Annotated in this window: 14 protein-coding genes and 1 pseudogene; 7 read left to right on the plus strand and 8 right to left on the minus strand. The window is 72.7% G+C overall.

What is annotated here, in order from left to right; translation table 11 throughout:
- Window positions 1-62: 62 nt before the first annotated feature.
- From nirB to ABD978_RS04755, 3 genes are all read right to left on the minus strand, one after another.
- Entirely contained in the window at window positions 63-2,525 is a 2,463-nt protein-coding gene (gene nirB, locus ABD978_RS04745) for a nitrite reductase large subunit NirB (protein ID WP_345348861.1), read from the minus strand.
- A gap of 96 nt (window positions 2,526-2,621) precedes the next feature.
- Window positions 2,622-4,064 (minus strand): FAD-dependent oxidoreductase, encoded by a 1,443-nt coding sequence (locus ABD978_RS04750; protein ID WP_345348864.1) that lies wholly within the window; start codon window positions 4,062-4,064, stop codon window positions 2,622-2,624.
- Window positions 4,061-6,127, minus strand: a complete 2,067-nt coding sequence (locus tag ABD978_RS04755; RefSeq protein ID WP_345348867.1) for a molybdopterin oxidoreductase family protein — start codon at window positions 6,125-6,127, stop codon at window positions 4,061-4,063. Before ABD978_RS04755 ends, ABD978_RS04750 begins: the two co-directional genes overlap by 4 nt.
- A 236-nt stretch (window positions 6,128-6,363) precedes the next feature.
- Here ABD978_RS04755 and ABD978_RS04760 point away from each other — a divergent pair, with 236 nt between their 5' ends.
- On the plus strand, window positions 6,364-7,698 hold the full coding sequence (locus ABD978_RS04760) for a nitrate/nitrite transporter (RefSeq protein WP_345348870.1): 1,335 nt from the start codon (window positions 6,364-6,366) through the stop codon (window positions 7,696-7,698).
- 41 nt (window positions 7,699-7,739) lie between these two features.
- Here ABD978_RS04760 and ABD978_RS04765 read toward each other — a convergent pair whose 3' ends face one another.
- Together ABD978_RS04765 and ABD978_RS04770 are read right to left on the minus strand one after the other, a co-directional pair.
- Window positions 7,740-8,744, minus strand: coding sequence for an RNA polymerase subunit sigma-70 (locus ABD978_RS04765; protein WP_345348873.1), 1,005 nt, complete (start codon window positions 8,742-8,744; stop codon window positions 7,740-7,742).
- A gap of 64 nt (window positions 8,745-8,808) precedes the next feature.
- Window positions 8,809-9,225 (minus strand): VOC family protein, encoded by a 417-nt coding sequence (locus ABD978_RS04770; RefSeq protein WP_345348876.1) that lies wholly within the window; start codon window positions 9,223-9,225, stop codon window positions 8,809-8,811.
- A gap of 183 nt (window positions 9,226-9,408) precedes the next feature.
- On the opposite strand from ABD978_RS04770, the gene ABD978_RS04775 reads away from it, so the two are divergent.
- On the plus strand, window positions 9,409-9,990 hold the full coding sequence (locus ABD978_RS04775; protein ID WP_345348879.1) for a TetR/AcrR family transcriptional regulator: 582 nt from the start codon (window positions 9,409-9,411) through the stop codon (window positions 9,988-9,990).
- Window positions 9,991-10,148: 158 nt separating this feature from the next.
- Here ABD978_RS04775 and ABD978_RS04780 read toward each other — a convergent pair whose 3' ends face one another.
- Window positions 10,149-10,997, minus strand: coding sequence for an NAD(P)-dependent oxidoreductase (locus ABD978_RS04780; RefSeq protein WP_345348882.1), 849 nt, complete (start codon window positions 10,995-10,997; stop codon window positions 10,149-10,151).
- Between the two features lie 71 nt (window positions 10,998-11,068).
- A complete protein-coding gene (locus ABD978_RS04785) occupies window positions 11,069-11,650 on the minus strand; it encodes a TetR/AcrR family transcriptional regulator (protein ID WP_345348885.1) in 582 nt (193 codons plus the stop codon).
- 153 nt (window positions 11,651-11,803) lie between these two features.
- On the opposite strand from ABD978_RS04785, the gene ABD978_RS04790 reads away from it, so the two are divergent.
- From ABD978_RS04790 to ABD978_RS04800, 3 genes are read left to right on the plus strand one after another with little or no spacing between them, the layout of a single operon-like run.
- Window positions 11,804-12,073, plus strand: a complete 270-nt coding sequence (locus ABD978_RS04790) for a hypothetical protein (RefSeq protein WP_345348888.1) — start codon at window positions 11,804-11,806, stop codon at window positions 12,071-12,073.
- Between the two features lie 10 nt (window positions 12,074-12,083).
- On the plus strand, window positions 12,084-13,886 hold the full coding sequence (gene glmS / locus ABD978_RS04795; RefSeq protein ID WP_345348891.1) for a glutamine--fructose-6-phosphate transaminase (isomerizing): 1,803 nt from the start codon (window positions 12,084-12,086) through the stop codon (window positions 13,884-13,886).
- The gene (locus tag ABD978_RS04800; protein ID WP_345348894.1) at window positions 13,886-14,482 is read left to right on the plus strand and encodes a LysE family translocator; all 597 of its coding nucleotides are present in this window, start codon (window positions 13,886-13,888) and stop codon (window positions 14,480-14,482) included. The genes glmS and ABD978_RS04800 overlap by 1 nt, the downstream gene beginning before the upstream one ends.
- A 63-nt stretch (window positions 14,483-14,545) precedes the next feature.
- Here the strand turns inward: ABD978_RS04800 and rho are convergent.
- Window positions 14,546-15,676: pseudogene (gene rho / locus ABD978_RS04805) on the minus strand (transcription termination factor Rho); the annotation flags it as partial.
- Window positions 15,677-16,057: 381 nt separating this feature from the next.
- On the opposite strand from rho, the gene ABD978_RS04810 reads away from it, so the two are divergent.
- Window positions 16,058-17,305, plus strand: a complete 1,248-nt coding sequence (locus tag ABD978_RS04810; RefSeq protein WP_345348900.1) for a sensor histidine kinase — start codon at window positions 16,058-16,060, stop codon at window positions 17,303-17,305.
- Window positions 17,302-17,949 (plus strand): response regulator, encoded by a 648-nt coding sequence (locus tag ABD978_RS04815; protein WP_345348903.1) that lies wholly within the window; start codon window positions 17,302-17,304, stop codon window positions 17,947-17,949. Before ABD978_RS04810 ends, ABD978_RS04815 begins: the two co-directional genes overlap by 4 nt.
- The last annotated feature ends 58 nt before the right edge of the window (window positions 17,950-18,007 follow it).

The following is an 18,007-nucleotide window of genomic DNA, read 5'->3' on the forward strand; positions in this document are numbered from 1 at the left end:
GGTGCTCCCTTCGCTCCGCCCGCCCGGTCGCCGCCCGCCGACCGGGAACGCGCACGTGCCGGTCAACGGGCCACCTCCTCCATCGCGGGCTTGATCTGGTCACGTTCGGGCTCGAAGACGATGCTCGGATCGGGCATGCCGGGCGCGTTGACGAAGGAGACGAAGCGGCGCAGCTTCTCGGGATCGTCCAGGATCGCCCGCCACTCGTCGGCGTAGTCCGACACGTGCCGTTCCATGGCCGCGTCCAGCTCGGCGCAGATGCCGAGCCGGTCGTCGACGATGACCTCGCGCAGGTAGTCGAGGCCACCCTCGAGGCCCTCCAGCCAGGACGCGGTGCGCTGCAGCCGGTCGGCGGTGCGGATGTAGAACATCAGGAACCGGTCGACGTAGCGGACCAGCGTGTCCTCGTCCAGGTCGCCGGCGAACAGGTCCGCGTGGCGCGGCCGCATTCCGCCGTTCCCGGCGACGTAGAGGTTCCAGCCCTTCTCGGTGGCGATGACGCCGAAGTCCTTGCTCTGCGCCTCGGCGCACTCGCGGGCGCACCCGGACACCGCCGACTTGATCTTGTGCGGGGCGCGCAGGCCCCGGTAGCGCAGCTCGAGGCGGATGGCGAGGGCGACCGAGTCCTGGACGCCGTAGCGGCACCAGGTCGAGCCGACGCAGGACTTGACCGTACGGAGCGCCTTGCCGTACGCGTGGCCGGACTCGAACCCGGCGTCGATCAGCCTCTTCCAGATCTGCGGCAGCTGCTCGACGCGGGCTCCGAACAGGTCGATCCGCTGCCCACCGGTGATCTTGGTGTAGAGCCCGAACTCCCGGGCGACCTCGCCGATGACGATCAGCTTCTCGGGTGTGATCTCGCCCCCGGGGATGCGCGGCACCACCGAGTAGGTGCCGTTCTTCTGCAGGTTCGCGAGGAACCGGTCGTTGGTGTCCTGGAGGCCGGCCTGCTCGCCGTCGAGGATGTGGCCGTTGCCGAGACTGGCCAGGATCGAGGCGACCGCCGGCTTGCAGATGTCACAGCCGCGGCCGCGCCCGTGTTCGGCGATCAGCTGGGAGAAGGTCGTGATGCCGCGCACCCGGACGATGTCGAACAGCTCGGCGCGGCTGTGGTCGAAGTGCTCGCAGAGGGCCTTGCTGACCTCGACGCCGGCGGCGGTCAGCTCCGCGTCGAGGATCTTCTTCACCAGCGGCACGCAGCTGCCGCAGCCGGTGCCCGCCCGGGTGCAGGCCTTCACGGCGGGCACGTCGGTGAGCCCGCCCTCGGCGATCGCCCCCCGGATCGTCCCGGCGGTCACGTTGTTGCAGCTGCAGATGATGGTCGACTCGGGCAGCGCGCCGCCCGCCGCCTCGGTGCCGCCGAACAGCGCCTGCTCGGGCGTGCCGGGCAGCTTCGCGCCGACGTACGCGCGCAGCGTCGGGTAGGACGAGGCGTCGCCGACCAGCACGCCGCCCAGGAGGGTCTGCGCGTCGTCGCTGACGACGAGGCGCTTGTAGATCCCGGCGATCGGGTCGGTGTAGATGACGTCGAGGGCGTCGGCGGACGGGTCGCCGAAGCTGGCGACGTCCACGCCCATCAGCTTGAGCTGGGTGGACAGGTCCGCGCCGGTGAACCGCGCCTCCCCGTCCAGCAGCCGGTCCGCGACCACCTCGGCCATCGTGAAGCACGGCCCGACCAGCCCGTAGACCATTCCGCCGGCCAGGGCGCACTCGCCGATGGCGAAGACGCGCGGGTCCTCGGTACGGCAGGCGTCGTCGACGACGACGCCGCCGCGCGGCCCCACCGGCAGGCCGGCCGCGCGGGCGAGGTCGTCGCGCGGGCGGACGCCGGCCGAGAAGACCACCACGTCGGCGGCGAGGACGACGTCCCCGGCCAGGCGCACCGCGCCGGGTTCGACGCGTTCGAGGCCGACGCCGGTGTGCACGGTCATGCCGAGGGCCTCGATGTGACGGCGCAGCATCGCGCCGCCGCCCTCGTCGAGCTGGCGCGGCATCAGCCAGGGCGCCACCTCGACGACGTGGGTGTCCAGGCCGAGCCCCTGCAGCGCGCGGGCGGCCTCCAGCCCGAGCAGTCCCCCGCCGACGACCACACCGGCCGCCCGCCTTGACATAGTAAGGTCGCCGCTCGCCGCGACGCGCAACGCGTCGAGGTCCTCGATCGTCCGGTAGACGAAGGCGTGCTCGGCGCCCGGCACCGGCGGCACGAACGGCACCGACCCGGTGGCCAGCACCAGCGCGTCGTAGGGCAGGGTCTCCCCCGCGTCCGTGCGGACCGTACGGGCGGCGCGGTCGATCGCGGCGACCCGCTCCCCGGTCCGTACGACCACGCTCTCGTCGTGCGACGGGTAGCCGAGGTCGGCGCCGTCGGTGAGGTAGGACGTCAGTGCGACGCGGTCGTAGGCCGCGCTCGGCTCCTCCCCGACCACCGTGATCCGCCACCGGTCGGCGGAGTCGCGCTCCCGCAGCGCCTCGACGAGGCGATGCGCCGCCGGGCCGTGGCCGACAACGACAAGACGGCTGGTCATCCGAATTCAGTCCTCCCCGACGCGACCTGACCTCGATCTTGACCATCAGGCGTTTCGCGTCTGCGTCCCGCTTGTTACCGCTGTGCTACAAGCCGCTCACGTACGGCCTGACCTGGTAGGAGACGTCACCTCCTGGGTTCCGAGCCATTCGAGGATCCCCTCGACCGTGTCCCGGCAGCCGCCGCAGCCCGTGGTGGCACGGGTCTCGGCGGCGACGCCGGAGACGTCCCGCGCGCCCGCCTCCCAGCACGCACGGATGCGCCCCTTGCTGACGTTGTTGCACGCGCAGACCGTCGCCGCGTCCGGCATCCGCACCGGCGTCTCGGCGGGCGTGACCGGGTTCAGCCCGTGGAACAACAGCGCCAGGCGGTCGGCCGGCACCGGCGCCGCCCGGTCGTACAGCTGGGTGAGCATCCCCGCGGTGGTGGTCTCGCCGACCAGGATCGCGCCGATCAGCCGGTCGTCCCGGATCACGACCTTCTTGTACGTGCCGCGCGCCGGGTCGGCGAAGCGGATCACCTCCGCCTCGTCGTCACCGAGGTCGGTCTCGCCCATGGCGGCCAGCTCGATCCCTGCCGCCTTCAGCCGGGTGACCTGCCGTGATCCCTCGTACCGCGCGTCGCCGCCGGTGAGCAGATCGGCGAGGATCCGGGCCTGCTCCCACGCGGGCGCGACCAGCCCGTACACCGTGCCCTGGTGCTGGGCGCACTCCCCGATCGCGTGCACGTCGGGGTCGTCCACCGAGCGCAGCCGGTCGTCGACGACGACGCCCCGGTCGACCGTGAGGCCCGCCTCGCGCGCGAGCCCGGTCCGCGGCCGGATGCCGCAGGCCAGCACCACCAGGTCGGCGGGCAGCACCGTGCCGTCGTCGAGTTCGATCCCGGTGACCCGGCCGCCGTCCGTCCGGGCCCCGGTCAACCGCGCTCCGACGAGCGTGCGGACGCCGAGGTCCCCGATCGTGCGCCGCAGGACGCCGCCGGCCTCGGCGTCCAGCTGCCGCTCCATCAGATGCCCGCCGAGGTGGACGACGGTCACCCGCAGCCCGCGCCCGGCCAGCCCGCGGGCCGCCTCCAGGCCGAGCAGCCCGCCGCCGACCACTACCGCGGACTCGGCGTCATCGGCCAGCCGGATGATGGCGCCGCAGTCGTCGAGCGTGCGGAAGGCGACGACGCCCTCGGCGTCCAGCCCCGGCAGCGGCGGCACGACCGGGGCGCTGCCGGTGGCGAGCACGAGCGTGTCGTACCCGGTGACGGTCCCGTCGTCGCAGGTCACCGTCTTGCGTTCCCGGTCGACCGCGACGATCTCCTGCCCGAGGCGGGCGTCGACGCCGTTCGCGGTGTACCACGCCGGATCCGTCAGGCCGATGTCGCCGGGCGCGGTGACACCGGCCAGGACGTTCGACAGCAGCACCCGGTTGTACGGCTGGGCGGTCTCGGCGCCGAAGACGGTGATCCGCAGGTCGCGGTCGTGGGCCCGTAGCTCGGAGACGAGCCGGGAGCCCGCCATGCCGTTGCCGACGACCACGATGTGTCCGTTCACTTCTTCTCCAGTCGGACGGCGCACACTTTGAACTCCGGCATCCGCGACGTCGGATCGAGTGCCGGGTTGGTGAGCAGGTTCGCGCGGGCGGGGCCGGCCCAGTGGAAGGGCATGAAGACGGTGTCGCGGCGGATGGCCGTGCTGAACCGCGCCTTGGCGACCGCGTGGCCCCGCCGGCCGGTGACGCGGACCTCGTCGCCCTCCCCGATCTCCAGCCGGCCGGCCAGGTCGGGGTGGATCTCGACGTACGCCTCGGGCACCGCGTCGAGCAGCGCCCGCACCCGGCGGGTCTGCGCGCCGCTCTGGTAGTGGGCGAGCACCCGCCCGGTGGTCAGGTAGATCGGGTAGTCCGCGCACACGTCCTCGGCGGGCCCCCGGTGCTCCACCGGGACGAGGCGGGCGCGGCCGTCCGGCGTGGCGAACCGGTCGAGGAACACCCGCGGTGTGCCCGGGTGCCCCTGCCCCGGGCACGGCCAGAAGACGCCGGTCTCGGCGACGATGCGGTCGTAGGTGATGCCGGAGTAGTCGGCGAGCCCGCCGGCGCTCGCCGCCCGCAGCTCGTCGAACACCTCGGCCGGCTCGGCGCTGAACCGGCCGGGGGCCGCCAGCCGCCCGGCGAGGGCGGCGATGATCTCCAGGTCGGTGCGGACCTCCGGCGGCCTCGGCACGGCCGCCCGCCGCAGCAGGACCCGGCCCTCCAGGTTGGTGACCGTGCCGGTCTCCTCCGCCCACTGCGCCGTCGGCAGCACGACGTCGGCGCGTACGGCGGTCTCGGACGGCACGAAGTCGGACACCACGAGGAGGTCGAGCGCGTCGAGGCGGGCCTCGACGCGGCCCGCGTCCGGCGCGGACACGACCGGGTTCGAACCGAACAGCAGCAGGGCACGCGGCCCGCCGGGCGTGCCGAGCGCGTTCAGCAGCTCGGTGGCCGACAGCCCGGGGCCCGGCAGGTCGCCCGGGTCGATCCCCCAGACGCGGGCGACGTGCTCGCGCGCGGCCGGGTCGTCGATCTTCCGGTAGCCGGGCAGCTGGTCGGCCTTCTGCCCGTGTTCGCGGCCGCCCTGCCCGTTGCCCTGTCCGGTCAGGCAGCCGAACCCGGAGCCGGGACGCCCCGGAAGGCCGAGCGCCAGGGCCAGGTTGATGAAGGCGGTCACCGTGTCGGTCCCGGTGGCGTGCTGCTCGGCGCCGCGCGCGGTCAGGATCAGCGCGTCCGCCGCGTCGCCCAGCATGCGCACGGCCGCGCGCATCGCCGTCACCGGCACGCCGGTGATCCGCTCGACGCGCTCGGGCCAGTAGCCGTTGACGACGGTGCGGACGGCCTCGAAGCCCGCGGTGCGCTCGTCGAGGTAGGCCTTGTCGACCAGTCCCTCGGTGATCGCCAGGTGCAGCAGGCCGTTCGCGAGGGCCAGGTCCGTGCCCGGCGTGACCTGCAGGTGCAGGTCCGCGCGGCGGGCGGTCGGGGTCTCCCGCGGGTCGATGACGATCAGCTTGCCGCCCCGCTCGCGCTGGGCGGTCAGGTGCCGGACGAACGGCGGCATCGTCTCGGCGACGTTGCCGCCGGCCAGCAGGATGGCGCCGGCGGCGGCGACGTCGGTGATCGGCACGGGCAGGCCCCGGTCCAGGCCGAACGCGCGGTTCTGCGCCGCGGCCGCCGACGACATGCAGAAACGGCCGTTGTAGTCGATGTTGGGCGTACGGAGCGCGACGCGGGCGAACTTGCCGAGCTGGTAGGCCTTCTCGTTGGTCAGCCCGCCGCCGCCGAAGACCGCGACGGCCGAGCGGCCGTACGCCTCCTGGATCCGGCGGACCTCGGCGGCGATCCGGTCCAGCGCGGCGTCCCAGGAGACCGGCTCGAGAGGAGCGTCCCGATGCGCCCGCATGAGGGGCACGGTCAGCCGGTCCGGCGTGCGCAGGAGGTCTCCGGCGGTCCACCCCTTCTGGCAGAGCGCCCCGCCACCGCCCCCGTTGGCCGGGACGTCGTCGCGGGGCGCGACGGTGCCGGGGCCGACGAGCATGCCGCACTGCAGCGCGCAGTACGGACAGTGGGTGGGTATGGGCGACATGCCTCGATCGTGTGGTCGAGGCGTTTCACAGCCGGGTCCGCGGTGTTACCGGGCCGCTACAACCACTTCACCGAGGCCGCTGACCTGCGGTGCGGTGAGTGAACTCTCACAGCCCGCCCCGGCTCGGGTGCGGGGAAGTTATCACCATCGCATTACGCGACACACACCGGAGAAACGGGCCGTTCCTAGCTTCGGCGCAGCACCCCAGCCAGGGCACCGCAGCCAGGAGGACCCGAATGACCATCATCGAACAACGCCTTCCCCGCGGCGGCACGGCCGGACGCCGGTGGATCGCGGACTGGCGCCCGGAGGAGCGGGACTTCTGGGAGGAGACGGGAGCGAGGGTCGCGCGGCGCAACCTCGCCTTCTCGATCTTCTCCGAGCACATCGGGTTCTCGGTGTGGAGCCTCTGGTCCGTGCTGGTGCTGTTCCTCGGCCCGGCCTACCACGTCGACCCCGCCGGGAAGTTCCTGCTGACGACGGTCCCCACGGCGCTCGGCGCCGCCCTGCGCCTGCCGTACACCTTCGCGGTCGCCAGGTTCGGCGGGCGCAACTGGACGATGTTCAGCGCCGCGCTGCTGCTGATCCCGGCGGTGTCGGCCGCCGTCCTGGTCCGGCCGGGCGTCTCCTTCAGCACGCTGCTGGTCCTCGCCGCGGTGGCCGGGGTGGGCGGCGGCAACTTCGCCTCTTCGATGGCCAACATCAACGCGTTCTATCCGCAGCGGCTCAAGGGGTGGGCGCTCGGGATCAACGCCGGCGGCGGCAACATCGGCGTGGCCGTCGTCCAGTTGGTCGGGCTGGCGGTGCTGGCGACGGCCGGCAGGGGCCACCCGCGACTGGTCGCTGGGATCTACATCCCCTTCATCGTGCTGGCCGCGCTGGGCGCCGCGCTGCGGATGGACAACCTCGCCGGGATGCGCAACGACAAGCGGGCGATGCGCGACGTCATGACGGAACCGCACAGCTGGATCATGTCGCTGCTGTACGTCGGGACGTTCGGATCGTTCATCGGGTTCGGCTTCGCCTTCGGCCAGGTGCTGCAGGTGCAGTTCAAAGCGGACTTCGACACGCCGATCAAGGCGGCGTACCTGACGTTCCTCGGCCCGCTGCTGGGCTCGCTGATCCGGCCCGTCGGCGGCTGGGCGGCGGACCGGCTCGGCGGAGCCAGGGTCACCTTCTGGAACTTCGCGGCGATGGCGGTCGGCGCCTCGGTCGTCCTCGGCGCGTCCGCCGCGCGGTCGCTGCCGCTCTTCCTCACCGGGTTCGTGCTGCTGTTCGTCTTCAGCGGCGTCGGGAACGGCTCGACCTACAAGATGATCCCCGCGATCTTCCGGGCCAAGGCCCCGACGGAGGACGAGGCCCGCCGGCTGTCGGGCGCCCTCATCGGCGTGGCGGGCGCGGTCGGGGCGTTCGGCGGCGTCCTGGTCAACCTGGCCTTCCGCCAGTCGTTCCTGACCTACAAGACGGGCAACGGCGCGTACATCGCCTTCATCGCCTACTACGTCCTCTGCGCCGTGGTGACCTGGGCGGTCTACCTCCGCCGATCCCCGCGGCGACTGCCGGGCGTCTGAACGGGCGCGGCGCCGCCCCGCCGAGGGGCGGCACCGGGCCGTCAGAGCGTCGGCGGCAGGCCGAACCGCGGGAACAACTCCGGGCCGAACGTCGTGATCTCCTTGATCCGGTCGTCCTCGACGCGCAGGACGTCGAACTTGAACGCCCTGAACTCCGAGTCGCCCGGCCGCCGCAGGTAGCTCGCCGCGGTCGGCATCCGGTTCGCCGACGTCGGGACGAGACGCCAGTCGCCGTCCCGGTCCTCCCCGAACGCCCGCTCGAGGAGCGGCGTGAGCGCCGCCAGGCCCTCGTAGCGGTACGGGTACGGCGGCATCGTGACGCGCACGTCCTCGGCCGCGATCGCGATGGCGGCCGCGGCGTCGCAGCGTTCGTGCGCGTCGATGAACCGGTCGAGCAGCGCACGCTCCGCACCGCTCAGCCCACCCGTCGACCACTCGGTGCGGCGCGCCGGCAGTTGCCGCTGCATCGTCGCGCGGGCCCGCTGCAGCGCGCTGTTGGCCGCGGCGACGCTCGTGCCCAGCAGCTCCGCCGTCTCAGCCGCCGACCTGGCGAGCACGTCGCGCGCGAGGAACGCCGCCCGCTGTCTCGGCGGCAGCGCCTGCAGGGCCGCGACGAACGCCAGCTCGATCGTCTCCCGCTCGACCACGACCGCGTCCGGTCCCTCGTCGGCCGGCGCGACCTCCTCGAGCAGACCGTCCGGGTACGGCTGCAGCCACGGCACCTCGGCGAACGAGCCGGCCCGGATCGGCCGGCGTGCGGCGCGCCGGAGCAGGTCCAGGCAGACGTTCGTCGCGATCCGGTAGAGCCACGCGCGGAACAGCGTGTCTCCGTCGAAGCCCTCCCGGCCGCGCCAGGCCCGCAGGAACGTCTCCTGCACGGCGTCCTCCGCCTCGTCGAAGGACGCCAGCATCCGGTAGCAGTGGACGTGCAGCTCACGCCGGTGCCGCTCGGTGAGCGCGGCGAACGCCGACTCGTCGCCCGCGACGGCCGCGGCGATCTCGTCCCTCGGGTCCGGCGTGCGCGTCGCCTCGGCGGTGCCCGTCATGAGACCTCCTTCGTCGGCCTCATGACCAAGGTGCCGTGCCTACCGATTCCCTCGCTTCGCTCGGTCATGCTGCGCCGCCGCCGCGCCGGACCTGCTGGAGCAGCCAGCCGTTGCCGTCCGGGTCACTGAAGGAGGCGAAGTTCGCGTAGTCGCGCTCCTCCGCGTCGTGCCCCGGCACCGGGCCGCCGGCCTCGTGGTGGAAGACCTCGCTCACCGCCAGGCCGCGCTGGACGAGCTCGGCGCGTACGGCCTCGATGTCGGTGACCACCAGGTGCAGGCCCTGCACCGCACCGGCCGTCTCCTTGTTCTTCATCAGCGCGATCGAGCAGGCCGAACCGGGGGGCGTGAGCTGCACCACGCGGAAGTCCTCGCCCGCGCTGAAGTCGACGTCCACCGTGAAACCGGCCTTCTCGGCGTAGAACGCCTTCGCCCGGTCGACGTCCGAGACGGGGACGACGATGAGTTCGAGCTTCATCTCCATGGTGCTGTCTCCTCGGGTCCGGTCGGCCGCTCGCCGACGTTCTGGTCCATGTAACGACAGGCCTCCGACGAACTCATCGGTATCGCGATGAAGATTCTCCTCGAGGTACGCCGTCGGCGCGTTTCCGCCGGCCACCGGACGATATTTGACCGATCGGTCTACATTCGACTAGCGTCCTGAGTCGTGGCGAGGACGAAGGAGTTCGACCCGGACGCCGTGCTGCAGAAGGCGATGGAGCTGTTCTGGGAGCGCGGGTACGAGGCGACGTCGATGGCCGACCTCGTCGAGCATCTCGGCATCGCGCGGGCGAGCATCTACGCCACCTTCGGCGGCAAGCACGAGCTCTTCCTCAAGGCGTACGAGCGGTACGCCCAGACCCGCGATCTGAACGTCGTCGAGCTCCTGTCACAGCCGGGCCCGGTCCTGCCGGCCGTACGGACGCTGGTGCGGGCCTATGCCGAGGAGTCGGCGGCCGATCCGCACCGGCGGGGATGCATGGTCGTGAACACCGCGGTGGAGCTGGCGGGCCGGGATCCACAGGCGGCCCGCCGGGTCGAGGCGAGCTGGGACACGGTGGAGACCGCCCTGACCTCGGCGCTGACCAGGGCGCGGGCCCAGGGCGAGCTGTCGGCGGACAAGGACCCCCGGGCGCTGGCCCGGTTGCTCCTCGTGCTGCTGCAGGGAATGCGGGTGCTCGGCCGGGCCCACCCGGATCCGGCGCGCCTCCGCGACGCGGCCGAGCAGGCCCTGGCCGCCCTGGACTGAGAACCACCCGAACCGGACGGGCGTCCTGCCCAACGACTCGCTCAGTGTCGTGACGCTCGACTCGGACTGCTGATCCGGCAGGCGGGCCGAATCGTCACCGACTGACCCGCAAACGGCCGTCACGGTCAGTGACGGCCGTTCGTTCTTCCATCGCCCCGTCAGGCGGTGAAGGCGGCGAAGTAGGCGGCCGCCATGTCCTCCTCGGCGTGGCCCGCGAGGGCGGCCCGCCGGAAACGCTCGCGGGCGGCCTCCATGACGTCCATCCGGACCCCGGCGGACGCGCCGGCCGCGCAGATCAGCCGGGTGTCCTTCTCGGCGCCTGCCACGGTGAAGGTCGGCGCGAAGTCGCGCTCGATGATCGCGGCGGCCTTCTGCTGGAACAGCGCGCTGTTCATCGGACCGGCACCGACGACGTCACGGAACGCCTGCGGGTCGACGCCCAGGGCCTGGGCCAGACCGAGAGCCTCGCCGACGCCGGAGACCAGGGTGAGGGCCCAGGTGTTCGTGACGAGCTTGAGCCGGCTGCCCGCCCCCGCCGGGCCGAGCCACAGCGTCTGCTTGCCGACCGCGTCGAACACCGGGCGCAAAGGTTCCCGGGCGGCCTCCGGCCCGGAGGCGAGGACGACCAACCGTCCCTGCTCCGCGGGTTGCCGGCTGCCCTGCACCGGGGCGTCGACGAACACGAGGCCGTGCCGCTCGGCGATCGCGCGCAGATCGTCCAGCGGCGCGAGGCCGACCGTGCTCATCTGCGCCCAGATCTGTCCCTCCCGCAGGCCCGGGGCGGCCTGCTCCATCGCCTGGCGCACGGCCTCGCCGTCGTTCAGCATCGTGATGATCACGGTGGCGCCCTCCACCGCCTCGGCGGGACCGTCGGCGACCTTCAGGCCCTCGACGGCCTCGGCCTTCGCCCGCGTGCGGTTCCAGCCCCGAAGGTCGACGCCCTGCGCCAGCAGGTTGCGGGCCATCGCCGCGCCCATGATCCCGGTGCCCAGCAGTGCCACGGTCATCGGTCCATCTCCTCTTTCTTGACTGCTCGTTACATATTCGGGGCATGACGCGACGCCGAGCGCCCGCCACGTCACGGCAGCACGCCGAGGGCCGTCTCGACGACGCCGGTCAGCCGCCGCCGGTCGGGCCCGGCCTTGGCCATGACACGCAGCCCCTGGATGGCCGTGATGAAGAAGTCGGCCAGCCCCGGGACGTCGGCGTCCGGAGGGAGTTCCCCGCGCTCCCGTGCCCGGGTGAGCGCGGCCGCGATCGACTCGCGCACTCCGCCGAGCGCGTCGGCGACAATGCGCCCCGAGACGGAGTCGTGCGGAAGCCGTTCGACCGCGGTGTTCGTCACCAGGCAGCCGCGCCTGTCGGCGTCCCGCGCCGCCTCGTCGACCAGCGACAGCAGCAGGTCGCCGATGACCTCCCGGATCGGGACGTCCCGTTCGAGGCGGGCCGTCATCCGCGCCGAGGACATCTCGACATAGCGCCGGAGGCCCGCCTCGTACAGCCCGTCCTTGCTGCCGAAGGCCGCGTAGAGCGAGCCGCGCCCCAGCCCGGTCGCGTCCACCAGGTCCTGGATCGAGGTGGCCTCGTAGCCGCGCCGCCAGAACAGCTCCATCGCCGACCGGACGACCGTGTCGGTGTCGAACTCCCGGGTCCGTGCCATGACCAGGACGATAGCCAAATCTGTAACGAACGGTCAAGAAAAGCCCGGCGACACACCTCCGGCCACCTACCGCTCACCTCTCGATGAGAATCCTGCCCGATTCCGGGCAGAATTCTTGCTTTTGCGATTCCAGACCCGGCAACATCGTCGCTCGTGTCCGGACACCCCCATGACGAGCTCGTCGCCCACCTCAGCCGTACGTCGCCGCTGAGTCCCGGCGAGGCGGCGCGTGTCGTCGCCGACGTGCTCGCCTACTTCGCCGAGCCCGCCGAGGACTTCGTCCGCCGGCGGCACGCCGAGCTGAAGGCGCGCGGGCTGACGAACGACCGGATCTTCGAACGCATCGCCGCCGAGCTGCCGTCGTGGCGGGTCGCTCCCCCGGAGCTCTCGCTGCGCCAGCTTCGCCGCATCGTCTACGGATGAAGGAGACCTGATGTGCGGAATCGTGGCCTACGTCGGCCCGCGGGACGCCGTCCCGATCCTGGCCGAGGGGCTGGCCCGCCTGGAGTACCGGGGCTACGACTCGGCGGGCCTGGCCGTCCTCGGCCGCGCGGGTGACCTGCGCGTCCGCAAGGCCAAGGTGCGCGTCGGCGAGCTGGCGGCCGAGCTGCCCGCCCGGTTCAAGGGCGCGCCGGGCATCGGGCACACGCGCTGGGCCACCCACGGCGAGCCGAGCGACGCGAACGCCCATCCCCACGTCGCCGGGTCGATCGCCGTCGTGCACAACGGCATCATCGAGAACGCCGACGAGCTGCGCGCCGAGCTGGCCGCCGATGGCGTCGCCTTCTCCTCCGAGACCGACAGCGAGGTGCTCCCCCACCTGATCGCCCGGTCCGGCGAGGCGGAGCTCGAGGACGCCGTACGGGAGGCGCTGTCGCGGGTCGTCGGGACGTACGGCATCGCCGTGGTGGACGCGCGCCACCCCGGGGTGCTGGTCGTCGCCCGCAACGGCAGTCCGGTCGTGCTCGGCATCGGGGAGAAGGAGATGTTCGCCGCCTCCGACGTCGCCGCGCTGGTGCGCTACACGCGGCAGGTCGTGCACCTGGACGACGGTGAGCTGGCGACCGTACGGGCCGACGGGTTCCGCACCTCGACGCTGGACCGGCGCGCGACGCGCAAGGAGCCGTCCCTCATCGAGGCCGAGGAGGCGGCCTACGACGCCGAGGGCTACACGCACTTCATGCGCAAGGAGATCCACGAGCAGCCGGCCGCGGTCGAGCGCGCGCTGCGCGGCCGGCTGGACCTGCGCTTTCACACCGCGCACCTGGGCGGCCTGAACCTGGACCCGCGCGAGGCGCGGGAGATCCGCCGGGTGAAGATCCTCGGCTGCGGCTCGGCGTACTACGCCGGGCAGGTCGGGGCCCAGCTCATCGAGGAGCTCGCCCGCATCCCGGCCGACGCCGAGCCCGCCTCGGAGTTCCGCTACCGCAACCCGGTCGTCGAGGCGGACACCCTGTACGTCGCGGTGAGCCAGTCCGGCGAGACGTACGACACCCTCGCCGCCGTGCAGGAGCTGAAGCGCAAGGGCGGCCGGGTGCTCGGTGTCGTGAACGCCGTCGGCAGTGCGATCGCCCGCGAGTGCGACGGCGGGGTCTACCTGCACGCCGGCCCGGAGATCGCCGTGGCGTCGACCAAGGCGTACACCTCGACGGCGGTGGTGTTCGCGCTGCTCGCGCTGCACCTAGGCCGCATCCACGACCTGTCCCCGGCGGACGGGCGGCGGATCGCCGAGGGCCTGCGGGCGCTGCCCGCGCAGATCGAGGAGATTCTCAAGCAGGAGGACCGGATCGCCGAGCTCGCGCGGGAGTTCGCCGCGTACCGGAGCATGCTGTTCGTCGGGCGGGTGCGCGGCTGGCCGGTCGCCCGGGAGGGCGCGCAGAAGCTCAAGGAGGTGTCCTACGTACACGCCGAGGCGTACCCGGCCAGCGAGCTGAAGCACGGCCCGCTCGCGCTGGTCAGCCCGGAGCTGCCCGCCGTGGCCGTCGTTCCGGACGACGAGCTGCTGGACAAGAACCTGTCGACGCTCGGCGAGATCCGTGCCCGGCGCGGCCGCGTCCTGACGGTCGGGCACCGCGAGCTCGGCGAGGACGCGATCGTCGTCCCCAAGAACGAACCCGAGCTCGACCCGATCCTGCTGTCGATCCCGCTGCAGCTCCTGGCCTACCACGCCGCCGTGGCGCTGGGCCACGACGTCGACAAGCCCCGCAACCTCGCCAAGAGCGTGACGGTGGAGTGATGGCGCTGCTGACGTTCGCCGGGGTCGCGGCACTGCTCACGCTCGTCCCCGGCCCGGACTCGCTCCTCGTGCTGCGCACCGCGATCGCGCAGGGCCGCCGAGCGGCGCTGATCGCCGCGCTCGGCATCCAGGTCGGATGTCTGTGGTGGGGCGCCGCGGCCGGTCTCGGCCTGACCGCCGTGCTCGCGGCCTCGCACACGCTGTACACCGTGCTGCGCTGGGCGGGCGCCGCCTACCTGCTGTATCTGGGCGTGCGGCTGCTGATCCGCGGGGAGGAGACGGGTGAGGCGGCCGGCCCGTCCGGCCGGAACCGGTTCCTCATGGGACTGCTGACCAACGCGCTCAACCCGAAGGTCGGGGTCTTCTACCTGTCGCTGCTGCCGCAGTTCGTGCCGGCCGGCGCGCCGGTGCTGCCGTGGAGCCTCCTGCTGACGGGCGTGCACGTCACCGAGGGGTTCCTCTGGTGCGTCCTGCTGGCCGTGCTGGCGGACCGGCTGGGAGGGCTGCTGCGGCGGCCCGCCGTGGGGAGTGTGCTCGACCGGGTCGCCGGGACGGCGTTCCTCGGGTTCGCGCTGCGGCTGGCCCTGCGCCCGTGAGGCTCCGCCGCGGGTTCGCGCTGCGGCCGGCCCCGCGCCCGTGACGCTCCGCCGTCCGGTCCCTCAGCGCGACGTGGTCAGGACGATCCGGCTCAGCTCGGCGTTGGAGGTCGTGTCGCGCAGCCTGCCGATGAGGAGCTCGGCGGCCTCCTGCGGGCCGAGCGCGTGCAGGACCCGGCGCAGCCGGGCGGCGACCTCGAGCTCCGCCGGCGACATCAGCAGGTCGTCGCGGCGGGTGCTGGAGCCGGTGACCTCGACGGCGGGGAAGATCCGCTTGTCGGCCAGCTCGCGGCTGAGCCGCAGCTCCATGTTGCCGGTCCCCTTGAACTCCTCGAAGAAGACCTCGTCCATCCGGGAGCCGGTCTCGACCAGCACGGACGCGAGGATGGTCAGCGAGCCGCCCTCCTCGATGTTGCGGGCGGCGCCGAGGAAGCGGCGCGGCGGGTGGATCGCCGTCGTGGCCACGCCGCCGGCGAGGATGCGGCTGCCCGACGACGCGCCGAGGTTGTACGCCCGCCCGAGCCGGGTGATCGAGTCGAGGATGACGACGACGTCCTGCCCGAGTTCGACGAGCCGCTTGGCGCGCTCGATCGCGAGTTCGGCGACGGCGACGTGCTCGGCGGCGGGCCGGTCGAACGTCGAGTGGACGACCTCGGCGTCGACGGATCGCCGCATGTCGGTGACCTCTTCGGGCCGCTCGTCCACGAGCACGACCATCAGGTGGCATTCGGGATGGTTGCCGCGAATGGCGGTGGCGAGGGATTTCAGCATCATCGTCTTGCCGGCTTTCGGTGGCGCGACGATGAGCCCGCGCTGGCCTTTTCCGATCGGCGCGATCAGGTCCACGACCCGGCCGGCCAGGTTCTTTCCATCGGTCTCCAGGCGCAGGCGTTCCCGGGGATGGAGCGGCGTCAGGTCCGCGAATCGCGGCCGCGCCGCGGCGTTCTCCGGCGGCAGCCCGTTCACGCTGTCGACGCGGACGAGCGCCTGGAACTTCTGCCGCCTGTCGTCCGGCCGCGGGCGGCGGGCCGCGCCTTCGATCCGGTCGCCGGGGCGCAGTCCGAGCTTGTTGACCTGCGCGAGGGACAGGTACGCGTCGGCCGGGCCGGGCAGATAGCCGGAGGCCCGGACGAACGCGTGCTTGTCGCCGACTTCCAGGACGCCGGAGACGGGCGTCGCCGGGTTCTCCCGGGAATCGGGCGCGCGGGACGGGGTGGTGGGTTCGAGGGTGATGGTCATGGAAATCCTTTCGGAACGCGGCGCCGTCGCCGATGACGGCGCGCGGAGAATGGGCGGCGCGGTGGGCCGCCGGAGATGACGCGCACGGCGGAGCGGTGCGCGAAACGACGAGAGTCCTGCGAGAGATGGAACGTCGCCTGCCGGAGAACTCAACGGCGGCGGGTGGGAAACGACCCTGAAGGGAGAACGCCTTTTCCGATCGGGCGGAAATCCCGGCGTTGTGCCCAAGATATAGCACAGGGACGCCCGACGCACCAGCCGTGGATTCTCCGGCCGCCCGGAACCTCGCTCCTCCGGGGGAGGCGCGGCGGTCCGCCGCTCTGCGAGGATCTCAGCGTGAAGTCCCTGGTCCGCCCGCTCGTCAGCGTGACGACGTACCGCCGCTGGACGTTCCTCCTCGGCGGCACGGCGATCCTGGTGCCGTACCTCCTGATCTACGTCGCGCTGCTCCAGATCATGGGCAGCGCGGGGCGACTGCCCGCCGACCAGGTGCTGCAGTCGCTGGTCATGCTGCTCGCCTACGTCGCCGTCTCCAGCGCGGTGGCGTTCATCCCCGCCGTGCGGATCCTGTCCCGGACCGCCGCCGAGACGCTGCTGGGCGTACGACTGCCCGCGGAGACCGCGGAGGGGATGCGCTCATGGCGGTCCCGCCGGCGTACCGCCGCGTGGTGGGTCCTGCACATCGGCGTCGGCGGCGGCACCGGGCTGGCCGCCGTGTTCGCCCTGCCCTTCGCCCTGGTGCTGCTGCAGAAGGCGTTCGGCGGCGAGAACGCCCTCCGTGAGCTGTTCGGCGGTTCTTCCGCACTGCTCACCGCGGCGTACGTGCTCCTGGCGCTCGTCGTGCTGCCGCTGGTCGTCTGCCTGGGGGCGGGCGTCGGAGCGCTGCTGGCCCGGCTGGCGCCGGCGCTGCTCGGCCCGTCACCGGCGGACCGCCTCATGCAGCTCGAACGCCAGGCGGAACAGCTCATCGAGCGCAACCGGCTGGCGCGGGAACTGCACGACTCCATCGGGCACGCGCTGACCGTCACCACTCTTCAGGCCGGCGCGGCGGCCCGCCTGCTCGACGCGGACCCGGAGTTCGCCCGCCGAGCGCTGTCGGCGATCGAGGAGACCGGGCGGACGGCGCTGGAGGACCTCGACCACGTGCTCGGCCTGCTGCGCGAGGACCCGAGCGCTCGCACGCCGCAGCGTACGCTCGCCGACGTGACCGGGCTGTTCGAGCAGACCCGGTCCGCCGGCGCCGAGGTGCGCGCCGAGGTCGGCCCGACCGACGGCATCCCGGCCGTGGTGTCCCGGGAGGCGTACCGCATCCTGCAGGAGGCGCTCACCAACGTCCTCCGGCACGCCGGTAAGGTTCCGGTCGACGTGCGACTCGGGGTGTGCGCCGACCGGCTCGAACTCGAGGTGACGAACCCCGTCGGGTCCGTCGCCGCGCCACGGGCGGGCGGCGGCAGCGGCCTGCGCGGCGTCCGAGAACGCGTCGCCCTTCTCGGCGGGCGCTCGAGCGCCGGCCTCGACGGCTCGCGCTGGCGCGTGCACGTCGCCATCCCGGTCGTCCCCACTCTGGAGCTCGAACGACGGTGACCGACATCCTCATCGCGGACGACGAGCCGCTGATCCGTACCGGCCTGCGCGCCATCATCGACGCCGAACCGGACTTCACGATCGTCGGCGAGGCCGCCGACGGCGCCGAAGTGCTGCCCATGGTCCGCACGCTGCGTCCCGACGTGGTCCTGATGGACGTCCGCATGCCCGCCGTCGACGGCATCCAGGCGACCCGCACCATCCTCGGCGCGGTCCCCGAGCCGCCGCGGATCCTGGTCATCACGACGTTCGAGAACGACGACTACGTGTACGAGGCGCTGCGCGCCGGCGCGAGCGGCTTCCTGCTCAAGCGGGCCCGTCCGCCGGAGATCCTGCAGGCGATCCGCACCGTCGCGCTCAGCGACTCACTGCTGTTCCCGGCGGCGATCCGGGAACTGGCCGCCCGGCACGGCGCGGGTCGCTCGACCGACCGGGTGCGGCGGGCGCGGCTCACCGAACGCGAGGAGCAGGTCCTCACCCTGATGGCCCGGGGCCTGTCGAACGCGGAGATCGCCGCGGATCTCGTCGTGAGCGTGGAGACCGTGAAGACCCACGTGGGCAACCTGCTGGCCAAGCTCGGAGCTCGGGACCGCACCCAGGCGGTGATCACGGCGTACGAGTCCGGGTTCGTCCGGCCCGCGTAGCCCGGCACACCGTTCAACCGCGTGGGGCGTGGAACTGTTCCCGCCGGCCGGCGGGCCC

Source organism: Actinoallomurus liliacearum (genome assembly GCF_039542035.1).
GTDB classification, from domain to species: domain Bacteria; phylum Actinomycetota; class Actinomycetes; order Streptosporangiales; family Streptosporangiaceae; genus Actinoallomurus; species Actinoallomurus liliacearum.